Raw genomic sequence first — 25,307 nt, forward strand, 5'->3', positions numbered from 1 at the left:
CTTTTCCCGTGCTGAGGCACATGATGTAGTGGACAAGGCGCAGACCTTGCGTCATGGAGTAATTCCAAGGGGAAACATCATGAAGTTTGCCAACCTCAAGATCGGGGTGCGCCTGGGCATGCTCAGCGCCTTCTTCTTCGCGGCGCTGCTGGTGGTCGGTTATGTCGGCTGGGACGCGCTCAACTTCATCAAGGACCGCAACGCCGAGGGCATGCAGCGCTCGGTCACCTTGACGCGCGCGGTGGACACGGCCCGCAGCGCGCAGGTGGAATTCAAGATCCAGGTGCAGGAATGGAAGAACATCCTGCTGCGCGGCAACGATCCCGCCAACCTCGAACGCTACACTGCCGCCTTCGTCAAGACCGGCCAGCAGGTGCAGGGCGAGCTGCAAACACTGGACGCCCTGCTGCGCAAGCTTCAGCTGAGCACGCCGCTGGTGGCGGAAGCGGCCAGGATGCATGAAGAGCTTGGCACCAACTACCTGGCGGCGCTCAAGCAATACGACCCCGCCAACCCTGACAGCGCCAAGGTCGTGGACGGACTGGTCAAAGGCATGGACCGCGTGCCGACCAGGAAAATCGACGATATCGTGGTCTTCATCGGCGAACAATCGCAGCGCCTGGCCGCCGGGCTGGAACAGGACAACCAGGCCGCCCACCGCAGCGCCAGCATTTCGCTCCTGGTGATGCTGCTGGCCACGCTGGCGCTGGGCAGCGTGCTGGTGACGTGGCTGATACGCGGCATCACGCGGCCGCTGAGCCAGGCCATCGGCATCGCCAAGACCGTGGCGGCGGGCGACCTGCGCTGCAGCGTGGACGTGACCCGCCAAGACGAGATCGGCGAGCTGCTGGCCGCGCTCAAGCAAATGAGTGGCAACCTGGCCGCCATCGTGGGCCGGGTGCGCGCCGGCACCGACACCATCGCCACCGCCAGCGCGGAAATCGCCACCGGCAATATGGACCTGTCCTCGCGCACCGAGCAGCAAGCCAGTTCGCTGGAGGAGACCGCCGCGTCCATGGTCGAGCTGACCAGCACGGTGCGGCAGAACAACGAGCACGCCGACCAGGCGCGGCAGCTGGCCCACACTGCCTCCGAGGTGGCCGTGCGCGGCGGCGCCACGGTGTCGGAAGTGGTGGCGACCATGGGCGCGATCAATGAATCGTCGCGCAAGATAGTGGACATCATCGGCGTGATTGACGGGATAGCCTTCCAGACCAACATCCTGGCGCTCAACGCGGCGGTGGAAGCGGCGCGGGCGGGCGAGCAGGGGCGCGGCTTTGCCGTGGTGGCTTCCGAGGTGCGCAACCTGGCGCAGCGCTCGGCGGCGGCGGCGCGCGAGATCAAGGAGCTGATCGGCACGTCGGTGGAGCGGGTGGAAGCGGGCAGCAAGCTGGTGGGGCAGGCGGGGGTGACGATGTCCGAAGTGGTGGCCAGCGTCGACCGGGTGAACGGCATCATCGGCGAGATCGCGCTGGCCAGCGGCGAGCAGCGCGACGGCATCGAGCAGATCAGCATTGCCATCAGCCAGATGGACAGCGTCACGCAGCAAAACGCCGCCCTGGTCGAAGAAGCCGCCGCCGCTGCCGACTCCCTGCAGCAGCAAGCGCAAAGCCTCACCGAAGCCGTCAGCATCTTCAAACTGCATGACAGCCTGAGCCGCATTCCCCCCACTTCGGGGTCAGACCCCGGGGTGAGGAAAATGCGGCTCAGGCTGCCTGTGGGAAGGGAAGAACCAGGTTAGGGGAATTCCGACGCGGGCGGCCCAGGATTTTTCGTTGTGGGTGCCGCCGGGCGCTTCGTGGTAGTAGAGGTTGTCGCCTTCGCGCCAGCCTTGGGCCAGCATCACGGCACGCATCAGGGCGGTGTCTTCGAGGCCGTCGTTGATGGTGCCGGCGTCGAGGTAGAACCTGACCGGCAACGGCTGCAGCTTGCCGATCAGGCTGCGCTGGTTCCACCAGAATGAGCTCGATACGCCGCCTGCCATGGAGAACACGTCCGGCCGATGCTGCGCGATCAGCACCGAGGCAATGCCGCCCAGCGATGAGCCCATGATGGCGGTGTCTTCCTTGCCGGGACGGGTGCGGAAGTTGCGGTCCACATAGGGCTTGACCGTGTCGACCACGAAGCTTTCATACGCGGCCAGCTTGCCGCCGCCGTATTTGGCGTCGCAGCAGGGCGTGTATTCGTCGATGCGGTCCTTGGTGTTGTCGATGCCGACCACGATGATCTCCGCCATCTTGCCTTCGGCCACCAGCTTGTCCACGGTTTCATCGATGCCCCATTCGGCGCCGTAGGCGGCCGTTTTGGCGTCGAACAGGTTCTGGCCGTCGTGCATGTAGAGCACCGGGTAGCGGCGCTCGGGATGGGCGCCATAGCTGGCGGGCAGGTAGATGCGCAGCGCGCGGCTGTTGCCCAGTTGCGGCGAGGCGAAGCCTTCGATGATGCGCAGCTCGCCGCGCGGCACGGCTGGCCCGGCGCTTGCACCCGCAGCGTCCGCAAAGGAAGGCGCGGCAGGCTCCAGTTCCAGCACCAGCGCCGAGCGCGCGGGCAGCGTCACTTCGCCGTTCAGGGCGTAGCGCCGGCCGCTGATGACGTCGGTGCCGCCCGCTACGCCGGACAGCATCTCGTGGAAGCGCGCCGTCTGCAGGGTGACCGGCCTGGCGTTGCGGTTCAGCGCCACCATGACCTTCTTTTCGCCGTCGTAGCGGAAGTAGACGTAGGCGTCCTGCTCCGGGCCGTAATGCATCAGCTGGCCGTTGTGGATCACGCGCGCGCCCTTGCGCCAGTTCAGCAGCTTTTTCATGAACGCCTGCGCGCTGCGCTGCTGCGCGGACAGCCCGGCGCCGGTGAAGGCGTTCACCTGGTCGCCGGCCCAGCCGCCGGGGAAGTCGCGGCGGTAGGAGGCGTCGTCGCGCGCGCCGGTGCTGCTGGTCATCTGGATTTCCGTGCCGTAGTACAGCTGCGGGATGCGCGGCATGGTCAGCACGTAGGCGATGGCCATGCGGAACAGCGCGTCATCGTTCTTCAGCTCGCTGAACAGGCGCGACATGTCGTGGTTGCCTTCGAATAGCACCAGCTTGTCCGGCCTGGGGTAGAGATGGTCTTGCGACAGCGTCTCGTACAGGTTGGTCAGGCTGGGCTCGCCTTCACCCTTGCCGGTGAGCGCCTTGCGCAGCACGTCGTTGAGCGGGAAGTCCATCATGCTGGGCATGTAGGAAGCATAGCCGTCATGGTTGCGCTTGCCGTACTGCCAGCGCGCCACCACCGGGATCTGGCTGCTCCATTCTTCGCCCACCAGGTTGAGGTTGGGGTATTCGGTCATGATGGCGCGCGACCAGGCGCTGAGGAAGGCGGCGTCGGAATAGCCATAAGTGTCCACCCGCAAGCCGGACAGGCCGGCGTACTCTATCCACCAGATGTTGTTCTGGATCAGGTAAGTGGCCACGTAGGGATTGGCCTGGTTCATGTCCGGCATATTGGGCGAGAACCAGCCCTGCGTGAAGTTGCGCTTGTCCTCTGCGGAACCATAGGGATCGGCCACGGCCACGCGGTGATGCTGGGTGGGCACGTATTTGCCGCCATAGGTGATCCAGTCCGGCATCGGCATGTCCCGCATCCACCAGTGCCTGCCGCCGATGTGGTTCAGCACCACGTCCTGGATCACGCCGATGCCCTGCGCGCGCGCCTTGGCGCTGAAGCGGCGGTAGTCTTCGTTGCTGCCGTAGCGCTCGTCCACCTTGTAGTGGTCGGTGGCGGAGTAGCCATGGTAGGAGTAGGCCGGCATGTCGTTCTCCACCAGCGGCGTGGGCCAGACCATGGTGTAGCCCATGCCTGCAATGTAGCCCAGCGCATTCTCCATCCCTTGCAGGTCGCCGCCGTGCCGGCCGCCGCCGTTGTTGCGGTCGGCTTGCTCGGCCAGGCGCGGGCTGTTGTCGTTGGCCGGATTGCCGTTGGCGTAACGGTCGGGCATCACCTGGTAGATGGCGTCTTTGCCGGAGAAACCCTGGCGCTCGGCCGAGCCGGGCTCGCGCGCCAGCAGCTGGTAGCTGTAGCTGGCGGCCGGCTTGCCGCCGTGGCCGGCCTGTCCCGGTTCGGTGAAGCGGATCTCGAATTTGCCGGGCTGTGCGCTGCTGTCCAGCGCGAGGTCGATGAACAGGTAATTGCGGTTGGCCACGCGCGCCACCTTGCCGATGCGTACGCCGGGATAGCTGATGCCGGGTTCCAGGTCGGCGATTCGCTTGCCGTGCACCATCAGCTGCAGTGTCCTGGACTGCATGCCGGCCCACCAGTTCGGCGGCTCCATATGGTCGATGCGATAATCTTTGCCCGCGGCGGGCAGGGTGCAGGCGGCCAGCAGGGCGCTGGCGAGCAGGCGTTTCATGGGTGTCTCCTCGATTCCGTTGCGTAGTACGACTACACACGGCGGGCTTATGTGGTCTATATCGCCAATAATACATGGGAAATGCGCAATTTTTAATCTAGTTTTGGTACAGGAGGGGTGATGGTGCAACGTGGGCGGCGAATAGTGTTGGCGGGGCTGGGGCTGGTGCTGGCGGGCGTTGCCCCGCTGGCCGGGGCGCAGGCGGCGGCGGAGCAGGGCAACTTGGTCGCGCTGGGCGATTTTCCTTCCTCCCAGGTGGCGCCGCGCAAGGTGGTGGTGTGGCTGCCGCCCGGCTACGGTGCGGGCAGCGAGCGCTACCCCGTGCTCTATATGCACGACGGCCAGAACCTGTTCGACCCCGCCACCGCCATGGGCGGCCAGGCCTGGGACGTGCACAAGCGGCTGGCCGCGCTGGCGGCGACTGGCGCGGTGCGGCCCGCCATCATCGTGGGCATCGCCAGCACGCGCGACCGGGCCCGTGAATATGGCCCGGCGCAGGCGGTGGAGGCGCTGGCGCCGCCCTTGCGCGCCGCGCTGCTGGGCGATCCGCCCACGCCCGGCGGGCTGCCCACGCTGTCCGAGCAATACCTGCGCTTCATCGTGGAGGAGCTCAAGCCCGCCATCGACGCGCGCTTCCGCACCAGCCCCGAACGGGCCGATACCTTCATCATGGGTTCTTCCATGGGCGGGCTGATTTCGCTGTACGCGCTGGCGCGCTATCCGGACGTGTTCGCCGGCGCGGCCTGCCTGTCCACGCACTGGCCGCTGACCACCAACTTCAACATGCTGTTCGATCAGGCCGACGCCCGACCGGTACGCTACGCGTCCGCCTATTTCGACTGGCTGGCCCGCAAGCTGCCGCGCGCCGGCCGGCACAAGCTGTATTTCGACCATGGCGATGCCACGCTGGACGCGCTCTACGCGCCATACCAGCAGCAGGTGGACGGCATCGTGCGGGCCAAGGGCTACCGGATGGGCGTGGACTGGATCAGCCAGGTGTTCCCCGGCGCGGAGCACAGCGAGGCGGCGTGGCGCGAGCGCGTTGAGGTGCCGCTGCGCTTCCTGCTTTCGCGCTGATTTTGTAGTTCGACTACAAGTGGCGACTGGCGAGTATGTAGCTGAAATACAACGAGGACAGCGTTTTCATAGGCGGCGCCAGAGGCTAAACACGTGTTATTGCGTAGCCGGGATGAACTTTAATTGACTTGATATCTAGTTTTAGTACAAAATTCCGCATAGAACGTCTTGAGAGCGTTTGCTTTGCTGGCTCCCGTGTAGTCGAAATAAACAGCCTGCGGGACTTTTGATCTGTCTAAAGAGGGGACATCCTTATGAAGAATTTCGCACCTGAGCGCTCGCAGCGCGCGGTCCTGCAACTGAGCCCGGTGGCGGCCGCATGCGCCCTGTTTGTTTCCGCACTGGCCGGCTCGGCCCACGCACAAACCAGCGGCGAACAAGCTGCCGCACCGATGGCCACGGTCACCGTGTCCGGTATCCGCCGCGGCATTGAAGACGCCATCTCGGTGAAGAAAGAAGCCACTTCCATCGTTGAGGCGATTTCCGCCGAAGACATCGGCAAGCTGCCGGACGTGTCGATCGCCGAATCGATCGCCCGCCTGCCAGGCCTGGCCGCCCAGCGCGTTGCCGGCCGTGCCCAGGTGATCTCCGTGCGCGGCCTGTCGCCGGACTTCTCCACCACGCTGCTGAACGGCCGCGAGCAAGTGTCCACCGGCGACAACCGCTCCGTCGAATTCGACCAGTACCCGTCCGAGCTGCTGAGCGGCGTCACCATTTACAAAACCCCGGACGCGGGCCTGATCGGCCAGGGCCTGTCCGGCACGCTGGACCTGCAGGCCGTGCGTCCGCTGGCCTTCGGCAAGCGCACCATCGCCGTGAATGTGCGCGGCGAGAAGAACTCGGTGGGCAAGATCTCCAACGCCAACGACCAAGGCAACCGCGTCAGCTTCAGCTACATCGACCAGTTCCTGGACCGCACCCTGGGCGTGGCGGTCGGCTTCGCCCACCTGGAGTCGCCGGTGCTGGCGCAGGAAACCGGTATCTACGAACCGTGGAAGACCGATTCGCGTCCGGGCGTCGCCTCCGGCACCACCATCACCGACGGCATCAAGGCCCTGGGCCGCAGCGGCTACAACCGCCGCAATGGCCTGATGGCCGTGCTGCAGTACCGCCCGAACAAGCAGTGGACCAGCATGGTGGACATGTACGCGTCCCAGTTCAACCATGAAGACACCGCCAACCAGTGGGAAGTCAACCTGGGCGGCTACAACGGCGGCCTGAAGCCCGATCCGGTCTTCACCAACGTCACCAACAACGGCAACGCCCTGGGCAGCGCCACCGCCAACAATGTGTACCCGCTGGTGCGCGGCATGTACGACAAGCGCAAGGACGACATCCGCGCGCTGGGCTGGAACAATGAACTGCGCCTGGACGGCGTGACCCTGGTGGCGGACGCCAGCTACTCGAACGCCAAGCGCGACGAAGTCAGCCTGGAAAACAACCTGCAGCTGGGCGCCGTGAACTCGGTGCAGTACCTGGACAACGTGAAGCTGCAGTTCGGCAGCGGCACCTTCCCGCTGATGACCCCGACCCGCAGCTACAGCGACGCCTCGCAGCTGTACGTGAAGGGCACCATCTACGGCTCCGGCTACGGCAAGACCCCGAAAGTGGAAGACACGCTGAAGAGCTTCAAGCTGTCGGCCAAGTTCGACGCGCCGAAAGCGGTTGAATCGTGGATGTCGAGCTTTGAAGTGGGCGGCAACTACAGCGACCGCCAGAAGGTCAAGGAACAGCCGGAAGGCAACATCAACCTGCAGGGCAATCCGACCACCATCTCGAACGACCTGCTGTTCTCGCCTGTGAACCTGGGCTTCGCCGGCATCGGCACCATCCCGTCGTGGAACGTGCCGGCCGTGGTGGCCAAGTACATGACCTTCAAGCCGACCGCCACCGAGAGCTATCTGATCTCGAAGAACTGGGAAGTGTCGGAGAAGATCACCACCGCCTTCGTGAAGGCCAACCTGGAGCACGACTTCGGCAGCGTGACCATGCGCGGCAACGTGGGCGTGCAGGCGCAGCACACCGACCAGTCCTCGGACTCGAACTACTACGACGGCACCGCGCCGGCCGGCCAGCAAGTCAAGCCTGTCCACGACGGCAAGACCTACACCGACTACCTGCCGAGCATGAACCTGGCGTTCGCCTTCGAAGGCGACCAGACCGTGCGCATGGCCCTGGCCAAGCAGATCGCCCGTCCGCGCGTCGACCAGCTGCGTTCCGCACTGGACTTCGGCGTGAGCGACACCACCTTCAAGCCGGGCGCCAGCGGCGGCAATGCACGCCTGGATCCATGGCGCGCCAAGGCCTTCGACATCTCGTACGAGAAGTACTTCGGCAAGAAGGCTTACCTGGCGGCGGCTGCGTTCTACAAGAAGCTGGACACCTACATCTTCACGCAGACCAAGAGCTATGACTTCGGCGCCTACATCCCGGGCACCAAGGCCAATACTGCCATCGGCGACTACAAGGCGCCATACAACGGCAACGGCGGCAACATGAAGGGCCTGGAGCTGTCCGGCTCTCTGCCGCTGAACATGTTCAGCCCGATGCTGGACGGCTTCGGCGTGGTGGCAAGCCACACCTACACCGACAGCGCCATTGCGATCGAAGATCCGGACGGCAGCATCGGCAAGGGCATTCCGCTGCCAGGCCTGTCCAAGCACACCACCAACCTGACCTTCTACTACGAGAAGAACGGCTTCGAGACCCGCATCTCGCAGCGCAAGCGTTCTGACTTCGTGGGCGAGATCGGCAACTTCGCGGCAGAGCGTTCGCTGCGTTACGTGGTGGGTGAGAACATCATCGACTTCCAGATCGGCTACTCGTTCCAGAGCGGTCCGCTGAAGGGCGTGGGCCTGGTCGCCCAGGTGAACAACCTGCGCAACGCCGCTTACGAAACCTATAACGGCAACCGCAACCAGCAACTGGAATACCAGAAATACGGCCGCACGCTGCTGCTGGGCGCGAACTACAAGTTCTAAGCCGGTTCAGCTGACGTAAAAAATCCCGCCATGCGCAAACATGGCGGGATTTTTCTTTGCGGCGCGGGTTGGCGGGTTACGCACTGCGTGCTAACCCGCCCTACGGGATCAGCGGTGGCGCGGCATCGGCGGGTTACGCACTGCGTGCTAACCCGCCCTACGGGATTACAGCGGTATGTCCGTAGGGCGGGTTAGCGCGGCAGCGCGTAACCCGCCAAACCACCGCCAAACCACCGCCAAACCACCGCCAAACCACCGCCAAACCGCCGCCAAACCGCCGCCGCCGCTTACTTCTTGGCGCCTTCAGCGGCGGCCAGCTGGCGGTTCTGGTCGTCGAGCCAGGTCTTCAGCGGGGCGAAGTAGTCGAGCAGCGCGGAGCCGTCGATGCGCTCTTCGCCGGTGGCCGCTTTCAGCGCCTCGGGCCAGGGCTTGCTGGCGCCCATGGCCAGCATCTGCTGCAGCTTGGCGCCGGCTTTCTGGTTGCCGTACACCGAGCAGCGGTGCAGCGGCCCGCTGTAGCCGGCTTCGCGGCACAGCGCGCGGTGGAACTGGAACTGCAGCATGTGCGCCAGGAAGTAGCGCGCATACGGCACGTCGGCCGCCACGTGGTACTTGGCGCCGGCGTCGAAGCCGTCGGCCGCCAGCGGCGCCGGACGGCTCACGCCCATGTACTGCTCGCGCAGCTGCCACCAGGTCTTGTCGTAGTCGGCCGGCTTGGTCTTGCCGGCGTAGACGTCCCAGCGCCACTTGTCCACCGAGTAGGCGAACGGCAGGAAGGCCACCTTGGCCAGCGCGCGCTGCAGCAGCTCGCCGATGTCGGCGTTCGCTTCCGGCTCCTGGTTCATCAGGCCGATCTTCTTCAGGTAGTCCGGCGTGATCGACAGCGCCACGGTGTCGCCGATGGCTTCGTGGAAGCCGTCGTTGGCGCCGCCCTGGAACAGGAAGGACTGCTTGTTGTAGGCCAGGTCGTAGTAGATGTGGCCCAGCTCGTGGTGGATCACCTTGAACTCTTCATCGGTCGGGCGGATGCACATCTTGATGCGCACGTCCTCCTTGCCGTCCATGGTCCAGGCGGACGCATGGCACACCACTTCGCGGTCGCGCGGCTTGGTCAGCAGGGAGCGCTGCCAGAACGTCTCGGGCAGCTTCTGCATGCCGAGCGAGGTGTAGAAGCGCTCGGCGTACTGCGTCATCTGCTTGGCGTCGGTCTTGCGCTCTTCCAGCACCTTGGTCAGGTCAAAACTGCTGGCATTGTTGGCCGGTTTCAGCAGCGGGTAGATGTTCTCCCAGCTCTGGCTCCACATATTGCCGAACAGGTGGGCCGGGATCGGGCCGCTGGCCGGCACCACGTCCGGGCCGTAGGCGGCGCGCAGTTTGTAGCGGGCGTAGGTGTGCAGCGAGTCATACAGCGGCTTGACCTGCTGCCACATGCGTTCCATCTCGGCCGAGAAGGCTTCCGGCGGCATGTCGTACTGCGAGCGCCACAGGGCGCCGGTGTCGGCGAAGCCCATTTCGCGCGCGCCCTTGTTGGACAAGGCCACGTAGTCGACGTACATCTGCTTGTAGGATGGCGACTGGGCGTGCCAGCCCATCCATACTTCCTTCAGCTTGGCCGGGTCGCGGCTGGTGGCGAGGATTTTTTCTAGCTCACCCAGCGGCAGGCATTCCTGGCCGCCGGTGGGGCAGTATTTGGCTTTGCCGTAGGCGCCGTTCAGGGCCGCGTTCTTGGCGGCATAGGCTTCGCGCTCTTTCGGATCGGACAGCATCAGGGTCAGCTGCAGCAGCTTGAGCTTGCGCGCGTAGTCTTCCTTGAGCGGCAGGCCGTTATAGCGGCGCGCGCCGAGCGCGGCTTCGCCGGCGGCGCTCAGCTGGCGCTCGCCGAAATAGGTAGCCAGGGCTTCGGTGTCGTCGGTAATGAAGTTCTGCGCCACCCATTGGGCGCGGGCGCTGTCCAGGTTGAGCTTTTCCAGCTTGGCTTCCGTGTCGTTCAGGAAGCGTTCGGCCTGGGCGACGGTTGGCTTGCCGGGCTTGCCGGGCTTGCTTGTGGCAGGCGCATTGGCAGCGGCACCCTCGGCGTGGGCGGGCTGGAACGCGCAAGCGGCCAGCATCACGGCGGCGGGGATGGCTTTGATATACAGCGGTTGTGGCACTGCAGTCTCCTTCGGGTTGATGAATGGACTAATATACACCGGCCAGAAGGTGGGCGACAGATCCACAGGCATAGGCCGCCACGCCGAGCAGGGCGGCCGCGCGCGGGGCGTAAGACAGCAACAACACCAGCAGCAAACAGGTGCCGGTCAGCGCGCCCAGCCACAGCAGCAAGCCGTGCGGTCCGCCCACGGCGTGCACCGATGCGGCCAGCGCCAGCGCCAGCGCGGCGGCGCCGCCCAGCTGCAGCCGCCTGCGCATGGCCGGCGGCGGTTCCGCGCCGCGCCCGCGCAGGTCGGCGTAGTGGCGGTCCATGGCCATGCTGAGCGCGAACATGCCGCCGTAGCTCAGCGCGAACAGCGCGAGCAGGTCGAGTAGGTCGCGGAGATGCAACGCGCTCACGTCGCTGCCGGCACAGGCACAGGCACAGGCGCCGCAACTACGGCCTCAGGGCTGCGTGGCGCGACTGCTGCGGCGGGCACGGGAACGCTGGCTGTGCGGGCGGAACCGGCTTTGGCGGCTGGAGCGGATTCCCTGGCGCTGCGGCCGAGCCGGTGGGCGGCGAAGGCCAGCAGCAAGCCGAGGGCGAACACGGTCAGGTCGAAGCCGGCGACGGCGGCCGGGCCACGGCTTTGCAGCAGCGTCACGCCGAGATGGGAGCTGGTGGTGAACGCGTTCAGCACCGGTATGCCCATCAGCAGCAGCGCGCCGGCGCCCAGTTGGAAGCGCCACATCGGTCGGTCCGGCCTGATCTGCGCTAGCCCCATGGCAGCGCCCCAGGAAATGAAGAACCACATGATCTCGTTTTCTGGCCGTTCCGCCATCCCGACCGGCAGCAGGCGGTTGGCCCAGAAGTAGGCGCCGTAGGCGACGGGCAAGCCGGCAATGACGCCCAGGTTGAGCGCTTCCACCAGCCGTGTGCCGAAGCCCACGTTGCCGCGTAAATTGCCGCCCGCCTTCAGCGCCTTGGCTTGCCGCTGGCGGCTCTTGACCGCCCACAGCAGCGCGCCGGTGGCCACCATGGCGCATCCCGCCAGGCCGGAAAGGAAGAAGAAGCCGCGCATCAGCGGGCCCGCAAAGCGCGCGATGTGCAGGCCGTACATCACGCCGTGCGTGGCGGCCGCGCCGCTCGGGGCGTCGCCGGCTTGCGCCAGCAGGGCGCCGCTGGCGCCGTCGAACTGCATGGCGGGCTGCTTGTTCGACAGCTCGCGTCCCGCCGCGCGCGTGACCGAGATGCGCGCGTTCGCGTCGTTCGGGCTGGTGACGCTGAGCGCACCCGCCGCGCGTCCGCCCCAATGCTTTTCCGCCCGCTCGACGATGGGCCGTACCGCCGCCAGCGGCACGTAGGCGCCGGCCGGCTTGACCGGCTTGCCTGCGCTGGGAAAGACGTCCGCCGTCATGGCTTCGCGGTCGCCCTTGTAGGCCACCTGCGTGGCGGCGGGCATGTACAGGAACATCAGCGTCACCAGGCCGGTGTAGGTGATCGTCAGGTGATAGGGCAGGGCCAGCACGGCGGTGGCGTTGTGCGCGTCCAGCCAGGAGCGCTGTCCCTTGTTGCTGCGGAAGGTGAAGAAGTCCTTGAAGATGCGCTTGTGCGTGATGACGCCGCTGATGATGGACACCAGCATGAACATGGCGCAAAACCCCACGATCCAGCGCGCCCAGATGGGCGGCATATAGTGCAGGTCGAAATGCAGGCGGTAGATGAATTCGCCGCCGCGCGTTTCGCGCGGCTCGTTCAGTTCCATGCCGCTGGCCGGATCGATCAGCGCCGATTTCAGCCCGCGCTTGCTGCGGTCCGGGTCCGTCCATGCGATGCGGATGGCCGGCGTACGGTCGGTGGGCAGGGTGATGAACCAGCGTTTGGCGTCGGGCGCGCGCTCCTGCAAGGCTTGCACCGCCACCACGGCGGCGGTGGCCGGCGCCACGCCGCGCACCTGCACGGCGTGCAGCTCCGGCTTCATCCACAGGCTGATCTCGTCGCGGAAATAGCTGGCGGTGCCGGCGCTGAATACCAGGAACAGGATCCAGCATACCAGCAGGCCGGACCAGGTGTGCAGCCATGCCATCGATTGGCGGAAGTTTTCTTTCATCGGCAACCTCAGGAAATGGCGCAGGCGGCGCCGGCCAGCGCGGCTGCCGGCAGCAACACGCCCGCCCAGGCGCGCGCTGCCGTGCGGGCGGCGAACGCCCACAGCACCGCGCCCGCGTAGACGGCAAAGGAGGACAGCGTGGCGGCCATTACGGCGTCCGCGCGGCTCAGGTTCAGCCGCGGCAGCAGGGGCAGCAACTGAGCCAGGAAGGCGCTGGCCGCCGCCGCCAGCGCGTAGCCGCCCAGGATGGCGGCTGCGGCGCGCGCGGCTACGCTCAGCCGATACGCCAGCCGATGACCCAGCCGATGACCCAGCGGCGCGGAAAGGATAGGCATCCGCATGGGACTACCAGGCGTAGCGCGCCGTCAGCGCGGCGCTGCGGCGTTGGCCGTAGAAGCAGTCGCCGCGCGCCAGGCAGGTGGAAATCTGCACCTTGTCCGCCAGGTTGGTGACGTTGACGGCAATGCGCCAAGGGCCGCTGCTGTAGGACAGCATGGCGTCCAGCAGGGTGATGCCGGGCGTTTCCAGCACATCGAGCCCGTCCCATGAGGACGACAGGTGGCGTACCCCGCCGCCCGCGCTGAAGCCGGCCTTGCCGGCGATGGCGAAGCGGTGCGTCAGCCAGGCCGACACGTTGTGCTCCGGGACGCCGCTCAGGCGCTTGCCGTTGTCGGCGCCGTTGCTGCGGGCCACCTTGGCGTCGGTGTAGGCGTAGCCTGCGGTCCAGCTCCAGTCGCGTCCCAGGCTGCCGCCGCTCTCCAGCTCCAGGCCCTGCACCTGCACTTCGCCGATCTGGATGCTGTTGAGCGGATTGGCCGGGTCGGTGGTCTTGCGGTTGGTGTCGCGCAGGTCGTACACGGCCAGGGTGGTGTTGAAGCCGCCGTCCTTCGGCTGCCACTTCAGGCCCGCCTCCCATTGCTTGCCGCGCTGCGGCGCGAAGGCCTTGCCGCTCAGGTCCACGCCGCCCAGCGGCAGGAAGGACTCGGAATAGCTCACGTACGGCGCCCAGCCCTGTTCCGACAGGTACAGCAGGCCGGCACGCCTGGTGGTGGCCTTGTCGTCGGTGCGGCTGGCGGCGCGGCCTTCGATGTCGTTCTCGGCGGCGTCGCGGCGCAGGCCGACCAGCGCGGTCCAGTTGGGTGTGAACTTGAGCTGGTCCTGCAGGTACAGGCCCCTCTGGTGCAGATTGGTGGTGGGCATGTGCGAGAGCGAGGCGGGCGGCGTGTAATGGCCATACACCGGCGCGTACACGTCCAGCGGCGCTGCCACGCCGGTGCCGCGCGCCTGGCGGGTTTCCACGCGCTGCAGGTCGAAGCCGGCCAGGAAGGTGTGCTGGATGGCGCCGGTGGCAAATTTCGCTTCCAGCTGGGTGTCCGCCAGCAGCGTATCGAGCTCGTTGTACTGCTGGATCAGGTCGCGGTTGATGGTGCGCTGGTCGGCGTTGAAGACCGGGCGCGCTGGGCGGCCGGCGGCCGGCACGGCGGTAAAGCTGGTGTAGGCGCTGCGGTAGTCCACGCTGCTGTTCGACTTGCGCACCGTCTGGCGCAGCTGGATGCCGTTCCTGAAGCGGTGGCTGAGCATGTAGCCCAGGTTGGTCTGCTCGGTGTTGTAGGCGTCCCAGCCCGGCTCGCCGGTGAAGGTGCTGGTGCCGATGCGGCCGAACCTGGAAGGCAGCAGTGTGCCCTGCCACGGGAAGAAGCCGATCAGCGAGCCGCTCTTGTCTTCCTGGCGCAGCGCCGTCAGGGTCAGTTCGGTGTCGCCGTTGGGCGACCAGGTGAGCGAAGGCGCAAACACGCGCCTGTCGTCGGCCACGTGGTGTACCTGCGTGCCGCTGTCGCGCGCCACGGCCACCAAGCGCGCCATCCAGTGCCCCTGCTCGTCCAGCACCTGGTTGATGTCGGCCGACACCTGCTTGCGGCTGTTGCTGCCCAGCTGCGCCTGCACTTCGCGCTGGTTGCCCGATACGGGGCGCTTGGATACCAGGTTGACCACGCCGCCGATGCCGCCCTGGCCGTACAGCACGGACGACGGGCCGCGTAGCACTTCTACGCGTTCCAGCGTGTACGGATCGGGGCGGGTGGTGTTGTAGGAGCCGAAGTTCATCTGCACGCCGTCCTGCAGCAGCGCGGGGTTGCCTCCGCGCGCGCTGACCGAGTCCACGCGGCTGTCGAAATAGGTGGAGACCAGGCCGGCGCTGTAGTTCACGGTCTGGCGCAGCGTTTGCGCGCCCTGTTCTTCGAAGCGCTCGCGCAGGATCACGGAAATGGATTGCGGGGTTTCGATCAGCGGCGTGTCGGTCTTGGTGCCCACGCCGGCGCGGCGCGCAGCGTAGGTGTCGTCTTCCTTCTTGCCGTCGACGGTGACCACGGCCATGACGGCCGGGGCGGCGGCTGCGCCGGCGTCGTCAGCCGGGCCGGCGGCGTGGGATGCCGGGGCGGCCCCGCCCAGGGCAGCGAAGACCAGGGCCGAGCGCACGGCGGCGCTCAGCGGCGAAGAGGGAAAACGAGGGTGCGGCATCGGGCCATCCTTGAAAGTGAACGGCTGGCGATGGCTGGCGTGGTTGCTTGACTCTTTTAATGAGAATGATTCTCATTATAGCAGAGCTGCACCCGGGAGGACAACCTTAAAGATGGCGCGTTTCCGCAGGCGGGTGCTGCCAGTTGTTGTGGCGGCCGTCGGAGTAGTGCACCGGCGCGGCGATCAATTCTTCCGGCGTCACGTCGTCCAGGCAAGCGACTTGCACGCCGACGTAATGGCCGCCGATTTCCTCGACGTAGCCGCGGCCGAAGGCGTGCACGCCGCAGGTACGGCAGAACAGGTGATGCGCGCTTTTGGTGGCGAACTGGTAGTCGGTGAGCGCGTCCTCGCCGGCCAGCAGGCGGAAGGCGTCGGGCTTGATGATGGCGCCCCAGTTGCGGATCTTGGTGCAGATCGAGCAGTTGCACTTGCCGGTGCCGGCGCTCAGGTCGATGTCGGCTTCAAAGCGCACGGCGCCGCAGTGGCAGCTGCCGGTGTAGGTTTTTTTCATTGAATGTCTCCTGACGGCCGGGCCAAATCCGGCCTGCAGGAAGTGTAGCGCGGCGGATGGCCGCGCGGTGCACGGTTCCGGGCGACGGGCGGCGGGCTGCGGGCTGCGCGCTCAGGCTTCCGGCACGCTGCTGCGTTCTTGCAAGTCGGCCGCCAGCAGCTGGTTCATGCGCTCGCTCGATTCGCGCAGCGCCACGGCATATTTCTCGTCATCGCCCCACACCTTGGCCAGCGCGGTGATCATGTCCTCGTCGTGGCGGCGGAAGCTGGCGCTGGCCTTGGCCGCGTCTTCCGGCGCCACGCCCAGCGCGCGCAAGGCCTTCTCGCCGATGGCCAGACCGCCTTCGAAGGTTTCGCGCTCCACCACGTGCGCGCCCCGGTCCAGCAGGCGGTAAGCGTGGCGGCGGTCGTAGGCGCGCGCCAGGACGGTCAGGTTGGGGAAATACTGCTTCGCGATTTCCACCAGCGCCTCGGCCTGGTCGCGGTCGTCGATCGCCACGATCAGCAGCTTGGCTTGCGCCGCGCCTGCGGCGCGCAGCAGGTCGAGCCGGGTGGCATCGCCATAATAGACGCGGCGGCCGAAGCGGCGCACCAGCTCCACCTGCTCGGCGCTGGCGTCCAGCGTGGAGATGTTGAACTTGTTGACCATCAACAGGCGCGCGGCGATCTGGCCGAAACGGCCGAAGCCCGCCACGATCACGTCCGGCTCGTGTTCCAGCGCGCCCGCTTCGGGTTCCGGCTTGCTGGAAAAACCCGGGCCTGCCAGGCGGTCGTACAGGATCAGCGCGAAGGGCGTGAGCGCCATCGAGATGGCGACGGCGGCCACCGACAGCGCCGAGATGTCGGCTGCGATCACGCCCGAGGCGGAGGCAAGCCCCAGCAGCACAAAGGCGAACTCGCCGCCCTGGCTGAGCGCCGCGCCGGTCTGCGCCGCCGTGCGCGAGGGCATGCCGAAGGCGCGCATGATGCCGTAGATGACGGCGGTCTTCACCGCCATCAGGCCGAACACCATGGCCGCCAGCAGGCCCGCCTGCTGCGCCGCCAGCGCCAGGTTGACGCTGGCGCCCACCGACATGAAGAACAGGCCAAGCAGCAGGCCGCGGAACGGTTCGATGTCGCCCTCCAGCTCGCGCCGGAATTCGCTGTCGGCCAGCACCACGCCGGCCAGGAAGGCGCCCAGCGCGGCCGACAGACCCACCGCCTGCATCAGCAGCGACACGCCCACCACCAGCAGCAGCGCGGCAGCTGTGAAGATTTCGCGCGAGCGGATCTTGGCGATGTAGCGCAGCGCGGGCCGCATCAGGAAGCGGCCCACCACGATGACGATCACCACCGCGCCGATCACGGCGGCGGCGTGGACCCAGGCGGGCGTGCCTTTCAGCAGGCCGGAGTCGGCGGCGTTGCTCACGCGTTCGTCGGCCAGCAGCGGCAGCGCGGCGATCATGGGGATGGTGGCCACGTCCTGGAATAGCAGGATGCCTTGCGAGGCGTCGCCGGTGGGCGTCTTGCGCAGGCCTTTTTCCTCCAACGACTGCAGCACCACGGCGGTGGACGACAGCGACAGGATGAAGCCCAGCGCCACGGCGGCCTGCCAGTCCATGCCGAACGCCAGGCCGATGGCGGCCAGCGCCAGGCCGCTCAACAGCACCTGCAGGCCGCCCAGGCCGAAGAAGGCGGTGCGCATATGCCACAGCAGGGATGGCTGCACTTCCAGTCCGATCAGGAACAGCATGATCACCACGCCGAATTCGGCGAAGTGCATCACCTCGGCCGGGTCGTGCACGAAGGCGAGGGCGGAAGGGCCGATCAGCAGGCCGGCCACCAGGTAGCCGAGCACCGAGCCCAATCCCAGCCGCTGCGCCAGCGGCACCGCCAGCACGCCGGCGGTGAGGTAGACCAGGGCCATCAAGAGGAGATTGGAGCCTTCCATTGCGTATCCTTAGTTGTGTAAGGACGCAGTATGCGGTGACGTGGCGCGTTTGACAATTGCGCGTGAGGGGGAGGCGGGTGGCGGCGGTGGGCGATGGCGGGTTACGCGCCGGCGCGCTAACCCGCCCTACACGGGTAGAACGTAGGGCGGGTTAGCGCGGAGCGCGTAACCCGCCGAACCGCCGAACCGCCGAACCGCCGAACCGCCGAACCGCCGAACCGCCGCGCCGCCTAGCGCAAGGAAATCGCAACGGTACTCGCCGCGCGCGCCGTCGCTGGCAGTTGCACTGTCAGCACCTGCCGCTTGCCATCCCAGCCAAATTTGGCCGGCTTGCCCTCCAGCGTGACGCCGGCCGGCTTTGCAGCCACATTGTGCACCGTCAGCGCCACACTGCGTTCCGGACGCTGGTACTGCTTGCCCACTTCCGACGCCAGCGTGATGACCAGCTGCTTCTCATTCGCCGCGCTGGCAAAGCGCACGATCTCATACTTGCCCTTGGCATAAGCGTCCGGCGTAGCGCCATCATCGTCATACAGCTTGCCGCTGCCCGACAAGACCGCCGCGTCGTGGTAATAGTGCAGTTCCAGCTTGCGCGTGCTGTAGTCGCGGGTGCTCTGCACCGGCGCCACCATCGGAATGAAAGAACCCGCGCGCACGAACACCGGAATGTGGTCCAGCGCTACCGGCACCACGGCCGTGATCCCGCCCGCGTAACGGCGGCCGCTGTGAAAGTCGAACCACGCCGGGCTGGTGGCCGGCAGGTAGACTTCCTTGCGGCGCGCCCCCGGCTCGGTAATCGGCGCCACCACGAACGCGTGCCCCCACAGATAGGACGACACCAGGTTACGCACATTCTCGTTCTGCGGCTCTTCATACAGCATCGGCCGCATCAGCGGCAGGCCCTCCTGGCTGTTGTCGAAGCCCAGCGTGTAGTTATACGGCAGCATGCTGTAGCGCAGGCGGACGGCCTCGCGCGCCAGCGCCTTGGTGGCCTCCTCGCGGAACACCGGCTCGGAGGGGACTTCCTGCTGCGCGTGCGGGCGGAACACCGGCTGGAACACGCCGTACTGCAGCCAGCGCGTATACAGCTCGTCGTCCAGGTAAGGGTTGGCGAAGCCGCCCAGGTCCGAGTGCATATAGCCCAGGCCCTGCATGCCCATCTGCACCGCGATCTCCGGCTGCGCCTTCAATCCGCCCCAGCTGCGGTTCACGTCGCCCGACCAGGGAATCAGGCCGAAACGCTGCGAACCGGAATAGCCGGCGCGCATCAGGATGAAGGGCCGCTCATCCGGGAAGTCCTTCTGGTAGCCCTCGGCGATCAGGCGCGCCCAGTCGTGGCCATAGGTGTTGTGCACCTGGTCCGCCGTGCCGGTGCCATGGCGCACGGTGGACGGATGCACTTCCGGTTCGCCCAGGTCGCCCCACCAGCCGGCCACGCCGTAATCCTGGCGCAAGCCTCTGTAGATGTTCCAGAACCAGTCCTTGCCGGTCTTGCTGTAGATGTCGATCAGGCCCGTGTTCCCGAAGTAGAAGTCGTAGCGCGCCGGGGTGCCGGCGGCATCGGTGGCCAGCGCCTTGCTGTCCACCGCGTCCTGCCATTTGCTGGAGGAGGTCAGCACGAACGGCTCGGTGATCAGTACCGTCTTCACGCCCTGCGCGGCGAAGTCCGATACCATCTTCTTCGGCGTTGGGAAGTTGTCCTTGTCGAAGGCCAGGTTGCCCATGGTGCCCTTGATGTCCTTGCCGAACCAGTACAGGTCGAACACGATGGCGTCCAGCGGGATCTTCTCGTCGGCGAACTTCTTCACCACCGCGCGCGCCTCCTGCTCCGTGTGGTAGCCGAAGCGGCTGGCGAAATTGCCGAAGGCCCAGCGCGGCGGCAGCGGCTGGCGGCCGGTCAGGCTGGTGTAGCTGCCCACCACGTCCTCCCAGCTGTCGCCCGCGATCAACTGGTAGGTCTTGCGGCCGCCGATGGTTTCATACGCCAGCGTATTGTCCTTTTTGCTGTCGAAGTCCAGGTGGCCAATGGCCGCGTTGTCGAAATGGAGCGCGTACATCCTGGACGACATGGCCACCGGCAGCGTGAAGTTCAGCAGTTCCGAGCGGTCGTCGTAGCCGTAGTGCGCCTTGTTGTACAAGGTGAAGCGGTTGCCGCGCCGGTTCATGCCCACCGCGCGTGCGCCGGCGCCGTATAGCGCCTCGTCCTTGTCCAGCTCGAAGTCGATCACCTCGGCGCCGTCCTTTTTGCTGTAGCCGCGCTTTTCCATCACCAGCGGCTTGCCCTTGTAGGCGTAGGCGATGCGGAACGGCGACTTGGTCACCGTGACGCTGATGCCGCCGGCCACCGCGTATTCCAGCTTGCCGTCCGCATCCTTCAGGGTGGCGCTGTCCTTGCCCGGCGCCAGCACCACCGCGTGCGACGCCGGCACGACGGCCTCGCCCTGCGGCACGAACGTGGTTTCAACGATACGCGGCGAGTACGGTTTGATGAAGTATTTGCCATCGCTGGTAGTAAGCTCCAGCTGGTTGCCGTTCAGGGTGGCGCCGTGCAGTGTGCGGTCGGCGTTCTGGGCCAGCGCAAGCGGGCTGGCCAGCAGCAGGAGGGCGATCTTGCTCAGGGTAGATGTGGTCATGTCGTTTTCTGTTATTTGACTACAAAACGGGTGTCTCTGGCGGGGCGGAAGCAGGCTAACCCGCTAATTCTACTATGAGTGCTTTGGATTGACACGGCATTATCAGCGTGTTACTTTACTACAAAGTAGGCTTACACATTTTGTCCGGCATCCAGCCAGGACCACAAAAATCGGGGACAGGCAGGTATGCAATCACCATCCATCAAGCCCAGGCTGAGCTTCTGGCAGCTCTGGAACATGAGCTTCGGCTTTTTCGGCATCCAGTTCGGCTTCGCGCTGCAGAACACCAACACCAGCCGCATCTTTTCCACCCTGGGCGCGGAAATGGACCAGCTGTCCGTCCTGTGGCTGGCAGCGCCCGTCACCGGCCTGCTGGTGCAGCCGCTGATCGGCTACCTCAGCGACAATACCTGGCACCCATACTGGGGCCGCCGCCGGCCCTTCTTCTTTGTCGGCGCCATCCTGGCCGCCATTGCGCTGTTCCTGATGCCCAATTCCACCGTGCTGTGGGCTGCGGTGATCGTGCTGTGGCTGATGGACGTATCGATCAACGTGTCCATGGAGCCGTTCCGCGCCTTTGTCGGCGACAAGCTGTCCAACTCGCAGCAGATTGCCGGTTTCGCGATGCAGACATTCTTCATCGGCTGCGGCGGCGTGGTGGCATCGCTGCTGCCGACCATTTTCACCGACTACCTCGGCGTCAGCAACGTGCCGGTCAACGGCGCCATTCCGGACACCGTGCGCTACTCCTACTACGTGGGCGGCGCGGCCTACGCGATCGCCGTGATGTGGACCGTGTTCACCACCACCGAAGCGCCGCCGGAAGACATGGCCGCATTCGAGCAGGAGCGCAAGCGCGGCACCGTCAAGGCGCTGGGGGAAATCCTGGGCGGCTTCGCGCGCATGCCGAAGACCATGGTACAGCTGGCCTTCGTCCAGTTCTTCACCTGGGTTGCGCTGTACGCCATGTGGGTGTATTCCACCCCGGCCGTGGCCGACAATGTTTTCCACACCAGCGACGCGCAATCGGCCGCCTTCCAGGCGGGCGGCAACTGGGTCGGCATCATGTTCGCGACGTACGGCGGCGTGTCGGCATTGGCTGCGTTTGGCCTGCCCGTCCTGGCGCGCTACGCCAGCCGCACCGCAGTGCACATGGTGTGCCTGCTGATCGGCGGCGCCAGCCTGATCTCGATGTACTTCATCAGCAGCAAGCTGATGATGCTGGTGCCGATGGTCGGCGTTGGCATTGCATGGGCCAGCGTGCTGACCATGCCGTACGCGATCCTGGCCGGCGCCTTGCCTGCCAAGCGCATGGGCTACTACATGGGCCTGTTCAACTTCTTCGTCGTCATTCCGCAAATCGTGGCCGGCCTGGTGCTTGGCCCGCTGGTCATGCAGGTATTCGGCGGCCGTCCAGTCCAGGCGCTGGTGGTCGGCGGCGTCTGCATGATGATAGGCGGCGTGCTGACGATGCTGGTGCGCGACAAGGCCGAATAAGCCGGGTCCGGGCCAGCGGCGCATTGCTGCGCCATGCGCCGCTGTTCTGCCGTAAGGTAGATGCTGTTATCAATACGGCAGGAGCAATCATGGCAATCCAGGTAGTCACTACGCATCCCATCCCCGGCCAGCGGCCGGGCACTTCCGGCCTGCGCAAGAAGGTCCACACCTTCAGCCAGCCGCACTATCTCGAAAACTTCATCCAGGGCCTGTTCTATACGCTGGGCGATTGCGCCGGCAAGACGCTGGTGCTGGGAGGCGATGGCCGCTACCACAACCGCGCCGCCATCCAGACCATCCTGCGCATGGCCGCCGCACACGGCTACGCGCAAGTGCTGGTGGGGCAGGGCGGCATCCTGTCCACGCCAGCCGTGAGCTGCGTGATCCGCAAGCGCCAGGCTTCGGGCGGCATCATCCTGTCGGCCAGCCATAATCCCGGCGGGCCCGATGGCGACTTCGGCGTCAAGTACAACATCGCCGCCGGCGGCCCCGCGCCGGAAAGCGTGACCGACGCAGTGTTCCACCACACGGAAACCATCACCCAGTACCGCATCAGCGACGCTGCCGATATCGACATCGACACCATCGGCATCTCGCAGATCGAGCAGACGCGGGTGGAAGTCATCGACTCCGTGGCCGACTACGCGGAACTGATGGGGCGCCTGTTCGATTTCGACGCCATCCGGGCGCTGTTCGCTGGCGGCTTCACCATGCGCTTCGACGGCATGAGCGCCGTCTCCGGTCCCTACGCCAAAGCCATCATCGAAGGCATGCTGGGCGCGCCGGCCGGCACCGTGATCAATGGCGTGCCGCTGGAGGATTTCGGCGGCCACCATCCGGACCCGAACCCGGTCAGCGCCGCCGAGCTGATCGCCCTGATGGCCGGCCCGGACGCGCCGGATTTCGGCGCCGCCTCGGACGGTGACGGCGACCGCAACATGATCGTCGGCCGCAAGTTCGACGTTACCCCGTCCGACAGCCTGGCGGTACTGGCCGCCAACGCCGCCGTAGCGCCGGGTTATCGCGGCGGGCTGAAAGGCATCGCGCGCTCCATGCCCACCTCGCGCGCGGCGGACCGCGTGGCCGAGGCACTGGGCATCCCCTGCTACGAAACGCCGACCGGCTGGAAGTTCTTCGGCACGCTGCTGGACGCCGGCATGGCCACGCTGTGCGGCGAAGAGAGCTACGGCACCGGCTCGGACCATATCCGCGAGAAGGACGGCGTATGGGCCGTGCTGTTCTGGCTCAACCTGCTGGCCGCCAGCGGCAAGGGCGTGGAGCAGATCGTCACCGAACACTGGGCCCGCTTCGGCCGCCACTACTACTCGCGGCACGACTACGAAGCCATCGAAACCGAGGCCGCGCGCCTGCTGATGGCCGACCTGCGCATCAAGCTACCCAGCCTGGCGGGCACGGTACTCAACGGCCACACCGTCGATTTCGCGGACGACTTTGCCTACACCGATCCGGTGGACGGCTCCGCCGTGCAGCAGCAGGGCGTACGCATCGTCATGAAAGACGGCTCGCGCATCGTCTACCGCCTGTCCGGCACCGGCACCGAGGGCGCCACCTTGCGCGTCTACCTGGAGTTGTTTGAATCCGATCCAACCCAGCACCACCGCCCCACGCAGCAAGCGCTGGCTAGCCTGATCGCCGCCGCCGAAAGCGTGGCCAGCATCGCCATGCACACGGGAAGGGCCACCCCGACCGTGATCACATAACCACAACCACAGGACCGAACTGCATGAAACTATCTCCCATTGCTTTGTCTTTGGCGCTGCTCGCGGGCAGCATGAACGCACAGGCGGCGCAACCAGCAGCACCGGCGGCACCAGCGCCCAAGCCATTCCTGTGGGAGAACGCCACCGTCTACTTCCTGCTGACGGACCGGTTCAACAACGCAGACCGCGGCAACGACTTTTCTTACGGCCGCAAGGCCGACGCGGCGCCGCAGCGCGGCTACATGGGCGGCGACCTGAAAGGCGTGACGGCCAAACTGAAGGCCGGCTATTTCGACAGCCTGGGCGTGGACGTGCTGTGGCTCACGCCGCCGGTCGAGCAGCTGCACGGCTCCACCGACGAAGGCACCGGCAAGTCCTACGGCTTCCACGGCTACTGGGCGAAGGACTTCACTGCGGTGGACGCCAACCTGGGCACCGAACAAGACTTCAGGGACTTCGTGGAAGCCGCCCACGCGCGCGGCATCCGCGTGCTGCTGGACGTGGTGATGAACCACACCGCCCCGTTCACGGCCGACGAGCCGGCGTGGCCACTGGACTGGGTGCGGCTCGGCCCCGTCTGCACCTACAAGGACGTGGCGACCACCGTCGATTGCACGCTGGTGAAAGGCTTGCCGGACGTGCTCACCGACAGCAATGCCAGCGTGGCGCTGCCGGACGCGCTGGTGCAGAAGTGGAAGCAGGAGGGGCGCTACGAGCGCGAAGTGAAGGAGCTGAACGCGTTCTTCGCCCGCACCGGCTATCCGCGTGCGCCGCGCTACTACCTGATGAAATGGCATGCGGACTGGGTGCGCAAGTTCGGCGTGGACGGCTTCCGCGCCGACACCGTGAAGCACACCGAGCCAGGTATCTGGAAGGAGCTGCGCACGGTGGCCAGCGCCGCGCATGAGGACTGGAAGCGCGCGCATCCGGGCAAGGCGCTGGGCGACGGCAAGTTCTATATGCTGGCCGAGGTGTACAACTACAATATCGCCCACGGCAGGCAGTTCGACATGGGCGGCGGGGCAATGGTGGACTTCTATGACAACGGCTTCGACGGCATGATCAACTTCGGCCTGGTGTGGGACGCGAAGCAGGATTACGAGACCTTGTTCAGCAAGTATTCGGCGTCGCTGCAAGGGCCGCTGAAGGGGTATTCGGTGGTGAATTACACGGCTTCGCACGACGATGGCAATCCCTTTGATCCGGCACGCAAGAAGCCGTTCGAGACGGCCACCAAGCTGCTGCTGGCGCCGGGCGCCGCGCAGATCTATTACGGCGACGAGACCGCGCGCGTGCTCGATGCGCCCGGCGCGCAAGGGGACGCCAAGCTGCGCACGTATATGAACTGGGATGACCTGGCGAAGAATGCCGCGCGCGACGGCTACAAGGTGGCGGACGTGCGCGCGCATTGGGCGAAGCTGGGGCAGTTCCGGCATGCGCACGTGGCGGTTGGGGCGGGTGTGCATGAGAAGATTGCGGACCAGCCGTACACTTTCAAGCGCATCTATGAGAAGGATGGCGTGAGCGACAAGGTGGTGGTGGCACTCGACGTGCCGGCGGCAGCGCGCAGCGTCATCAAGGTGGGCGGCGTTTTCGCGGACGGGCAGAAGGTGAAGGACTACTACTCCGGCGCCAGCGCGGTGGTGAAGGGCGGCGAAGTGACGTTGCCGGTGAAGGGCGGCGTGGTGCTGCTGGGGGCTGCCGGGCGGTGATGCTTGCTGCGGCGGGTTACGCTACGCTAACCCGCCCTACGTGACGTGCCCGGTTTCACCGTGCACGACGTGCCGTGCCCCGGGTTTCGTAGGGCGGGTTAGCGGGC

15 protein-coding genes are annotated in these 25,307 nt (G+C 66.1%); 6 read left to right on the plus strand and 9 right to left on the minus strand.

Annotated elements, in window-relative coordinates:
• The first annotated feature begins 79 nt into the window (after window positions 1–79).
• Complete coding sequence (locus tag ASC94_RS09350; protein ID WP_056393636.1) at window positions 80–1,741, plus strand: methyl-accepting chemotaxis protein; 1,662 nt, start codon at window positions 80–82, stop codon at window positions 1,739–1,741.
• Here ASC94_RS09350 and ASC94_RS09355 read toward each other — a convergent pair.
• The gene (locus ASC94_RS09355; protein ID WP_082616370.1) at window positions 1,679–4,381 is read right to left on the minus strand and encodes an alpha-amylase family glycosyl hydrolase; all 2,703 of its coding nucleotides are present in this window, start codon (window positions 4,379–4,381) and stop codon (window positions 1,679–1,681) included. The two genes, ASC94_RS09350 and ASC94_RS09355, sit on opposite strands and share 63 nt — an antisense overlap.
• A 120-nt stretch (window positions 4,382–4,501) precedes the next feature.
• Here ASC94_RS09355 and ASC94_RS09360 point away from each other — a divergent pair, with 120 nt between their 5' ends.
• The gene (locus ASC94_RS09360) at window positions 4,502–5,458 is read left to right on the plus strand and encodes an alpha/beta hydrolase (RefSeq protein WP_082616371.1); all 957 of its coding nucleotides are present in this window, start codon (window positions 4,502–4,504) and stop codon (window positions 5,456–5,458) included.
• A gap of 254 nt (window positions 5,459–5,712) precedes the next feature.
• Window positions 5,713–8,439, plus strand: coding sequence for a TonB-dependent receptor (locus ASC94_RS09365; protein ID WP_056393640.1), 2,727 nt, complete (start codon window positions 5,713–5,715; stop codon window positions 8,437–8,439).
• Window positions 8,440–8,726: 287 nt separating this feature from the next.
• Here the strand turns inward: ASC94_RS09365 and ASC94_RS09370 are convergent, their stop codons facing one another.
• The 8 genes from ASC94_RS09370 to ASC94_RS09405 all read right to left on the minus strand — a co-directional run bounded on the left by ASC94_RS09370 (window position 8,727) and on the right by ASC94_RS09405 (window position 20,270).
• Entirely contained in the window at window positions 8,727–10,589 is a 1,863-nt protein-coding gene (locus tag ASC94_RS09370) for a M2 family metallopeptidase (protein WP_229417226.1), read from the minus strand.
• A gap of 28 nt (window positions 10,590–10,617) precedes the next feature.
• On the minus strand, window positions 10,618–10,989 hold the full coding sequence (locus ASC94_RS09375; protein WP_229417227.1) for a DUF3325 domain-containing protein: 372 nt from the start codon (window positions 10,987–10,989) through the stop codon (window positions 10,618–10,620).
• Complete coding sequence (locus tag ASC94_RS09380) at window positions 10,986–12,680, minus strand: PepSY domain-containing protein (RefSeq protein WP_082616372.1); 1,695 nt, start codon at window positions 12,678–12,680, stop codon at window positions 10,986–10,988. Before ASC94_RS09380 ends, ASC94_RS09375 begins: the two co-directional genes overlap by 4 nt.
• An 8-nt stretch (window positions 12,681–12,688) precedes the next feature.
• Window positions 12,689–13,021: a DUF3649 domain-containing protein gene (locus tag ASC94_RS09385; RefSeq protein WP_229417228.1), complete on the minus strand. Its 333-nt coding sequence runs from the start codon at window positions 13,019–13,021 to the stop codon at window positions 12,689–12,691.
• A gap of 4 nt (window positions 13,022–13,025) precedes the next feature.
• Window positions 13,026–15,197: a TonB-dependent siderophore receptor gene (locus tag ASC94_RS09390; RefSeq protein WP_056393645.1), complete on the minus strand. Its 2,172-nt coding sequence runs from the start codon at window positions 15,195–15,197 to the stop codon at window positions 13,026–13,028.
• A 106-nt stretch (window positions 15,198–15,303) separates the two neighbouring features.
• The gene (locus ASC94_RS09395) at window positions 15,304–15,708 is read right to left on the minus strand and encodes a GFA family protein (protein WP_056393646.1); all 405 of its coding nucleotides are present in this window, start codon (window positions 15,706–15,708) and stop codon (window positions 15,304–15,306) included.
• A 111-nt stretch (window positions 15,709–15,819) separates the two neighbouring features.
• A complete protein-coding gene (locus ASC94_RS09400; RefSeq protein ID WP_056393648.1) occupies window positions 15,820–17,637 on the minus strand; it encodes a monovalent cation:proton antiporter-2 (CPA2) family protein in 1,818 nt (605 codons plus the stop codon).
• 230 nt (window positions 17,638–17,867) lie between these two features.
• On the minus strand, window positions 17,868–20,270 hold the full coding sequence (locus tag ASC94_RS09405) for a TIM-barrel domain-containing protein (RefSeq protein WP_056393650.1): 2,403 nt from the start codon (window positions 20,268–20,270) through the stop codon (window positions 17,868–17,870).
• 186 nt (window positions 20,271–20,456) lie between these two features.
• Between ASC94_RS09405 and ASC94_RS09410 the strand changes: the two genes are divergently transcribed.
• From ASC94_RS09410 to ASC94_RS09420, 3 genes are all read left to right on the plus strand, one after another.
• Complete coding sequence (locus ASC94_RS09410) at window positions 20,457–21,767, plus strand: MFS transporter (protein WP_056393653.1); 1,311 nt, start codon at window positions 20,457–20,459, stop codon at window positions 21,765–21,767.
• 89 nt (window positions 21,768–21,856) lie between these two features.
• On the plus strand, window positions 21,857–23,488 hold the full coding sequence (locus tag ASC94_RS09415; RefSeq protein ID WP_056393655.1) for an alpha-D-glucose phosphate-specific phosphoglucomutase: 1,632 nt from the start codon (window positions 21,857–21,859) through the stop codon (window positions 23,486–23,488).
• Window positions 23,489–23,511: 23 nt separating this feature from the next.
• Window positions 23,512–25,200, plus strand: a complete 1,689-nt coding sequence (locus ASC94_RS09420; protein WP_056393660.1) for an alpha-amylase family glycosyl hydrolase — start codon at window positions 23,512–23,514, stop codon at window positions 25,198–25,200.
• Window positions 25,201–25,307 lie beyond the last annotated feature (107 nt).

Origin of the sequence: Massilia sp. Root418, assembly GCF_001425265.1 — a bacterium.
In the GTDB taxonomy this organism is placed as follows: Bacteria; Pseudomonadota; Gammaproteobacteria; order Burkholderiales; family Burkholderiaceae_D; genus Rugamonas.

Coding starts and splice junctions, on each gene's coding strand:
- ASC94_RS09360 (WP_082616371.1), top strand. CDS start 4,502: ATGGTGCAACGTGGGCGGCGAATAGTGTTGGCGGGGCTGGGGCTGGTG.
- ASC94_RS09365 (WP_056393640.1), top strand. CDS start 5,713: ATGAAGAATTTCGCACCTGAGCGCTCGCAGCGCGCGGTCCTGCAACTG.
- ASC94_RS09385 (WP_229417228.1), bottom strand. CDS start 13,021: ATGCGGATGCCTATCCTTTCCGCGCCGCTGGGTCATCGGCTGGGTCAT.
- ASC94_RS09405 (WP_056393650.1), bottom strand. CDS start 20,270: ATGACCACATCTACCCTGAGCAAGATCGCCCTCCTGCTGCTGGCCAGC.
- ASC94_RS09355 (WP_082616370.1), bottom strand. CDS start 4,381: ATGAAACGCCTGCTCGCCAGCGCCCTGCTGGCCGCCTGCACCCTGCCC.
- ASC94_RS09380 (WP_082616372.1), bottom strand. CDS start 12,680: ATGAAAGAAAACTTCCGCCAATCGATGGCATGGCTGCACACCTGGTCC.
- ASC94_RS09415 (WP_056393655.1), top strand. CDS start 21,857: ATGGCAATCCAGGTAGTCACTACGCATCCCATCCCCGGCCAGCGGCCG.
- ASC94_RS09350 (WP_056393636.1), top strand. CDS start 80: ATGAAGTTTGCCAACCTCAAGATCGGGGTGCGCCTGGGCATGCTCAGC.
- ASC94_RS09390 (WP_056393645.1), bottom strand. CDS start 15,197: ATGCCGCACCCTCGTTTTCCCTCTTCGCCGCTGAGCGCCGCCGTGCGC.
- ASC94_RS09420 (WP_056393660.1), top strand. CDS start 23,512: ATGAAACTATCTCCCATTGCTTTGTCTTTGGCGCTGCTCGCGGGCAGC.
- ASC94_RS09410 (WP_056393653.1), top strand. CDS start 20,457: ATGCAATCACCATCCATCAAGCCCAGGCTGAGCTTCTGGCAGCTCTGG.
- ASC94_RS09395 (WP_056393646.1), bottom strand. CDS start 15,708: ATGAAAAAAACCTACACCGGCAGCTGCCACTGCGGCGCCGTGCGCTTT.
- ASC94_RS09400 (WP_056393648.1), bottom strand. CDS start 17,637: ATGGAAGGCTCCAATCTCCTCTTGATGGCCCTGGTCTACCTCACCGCC.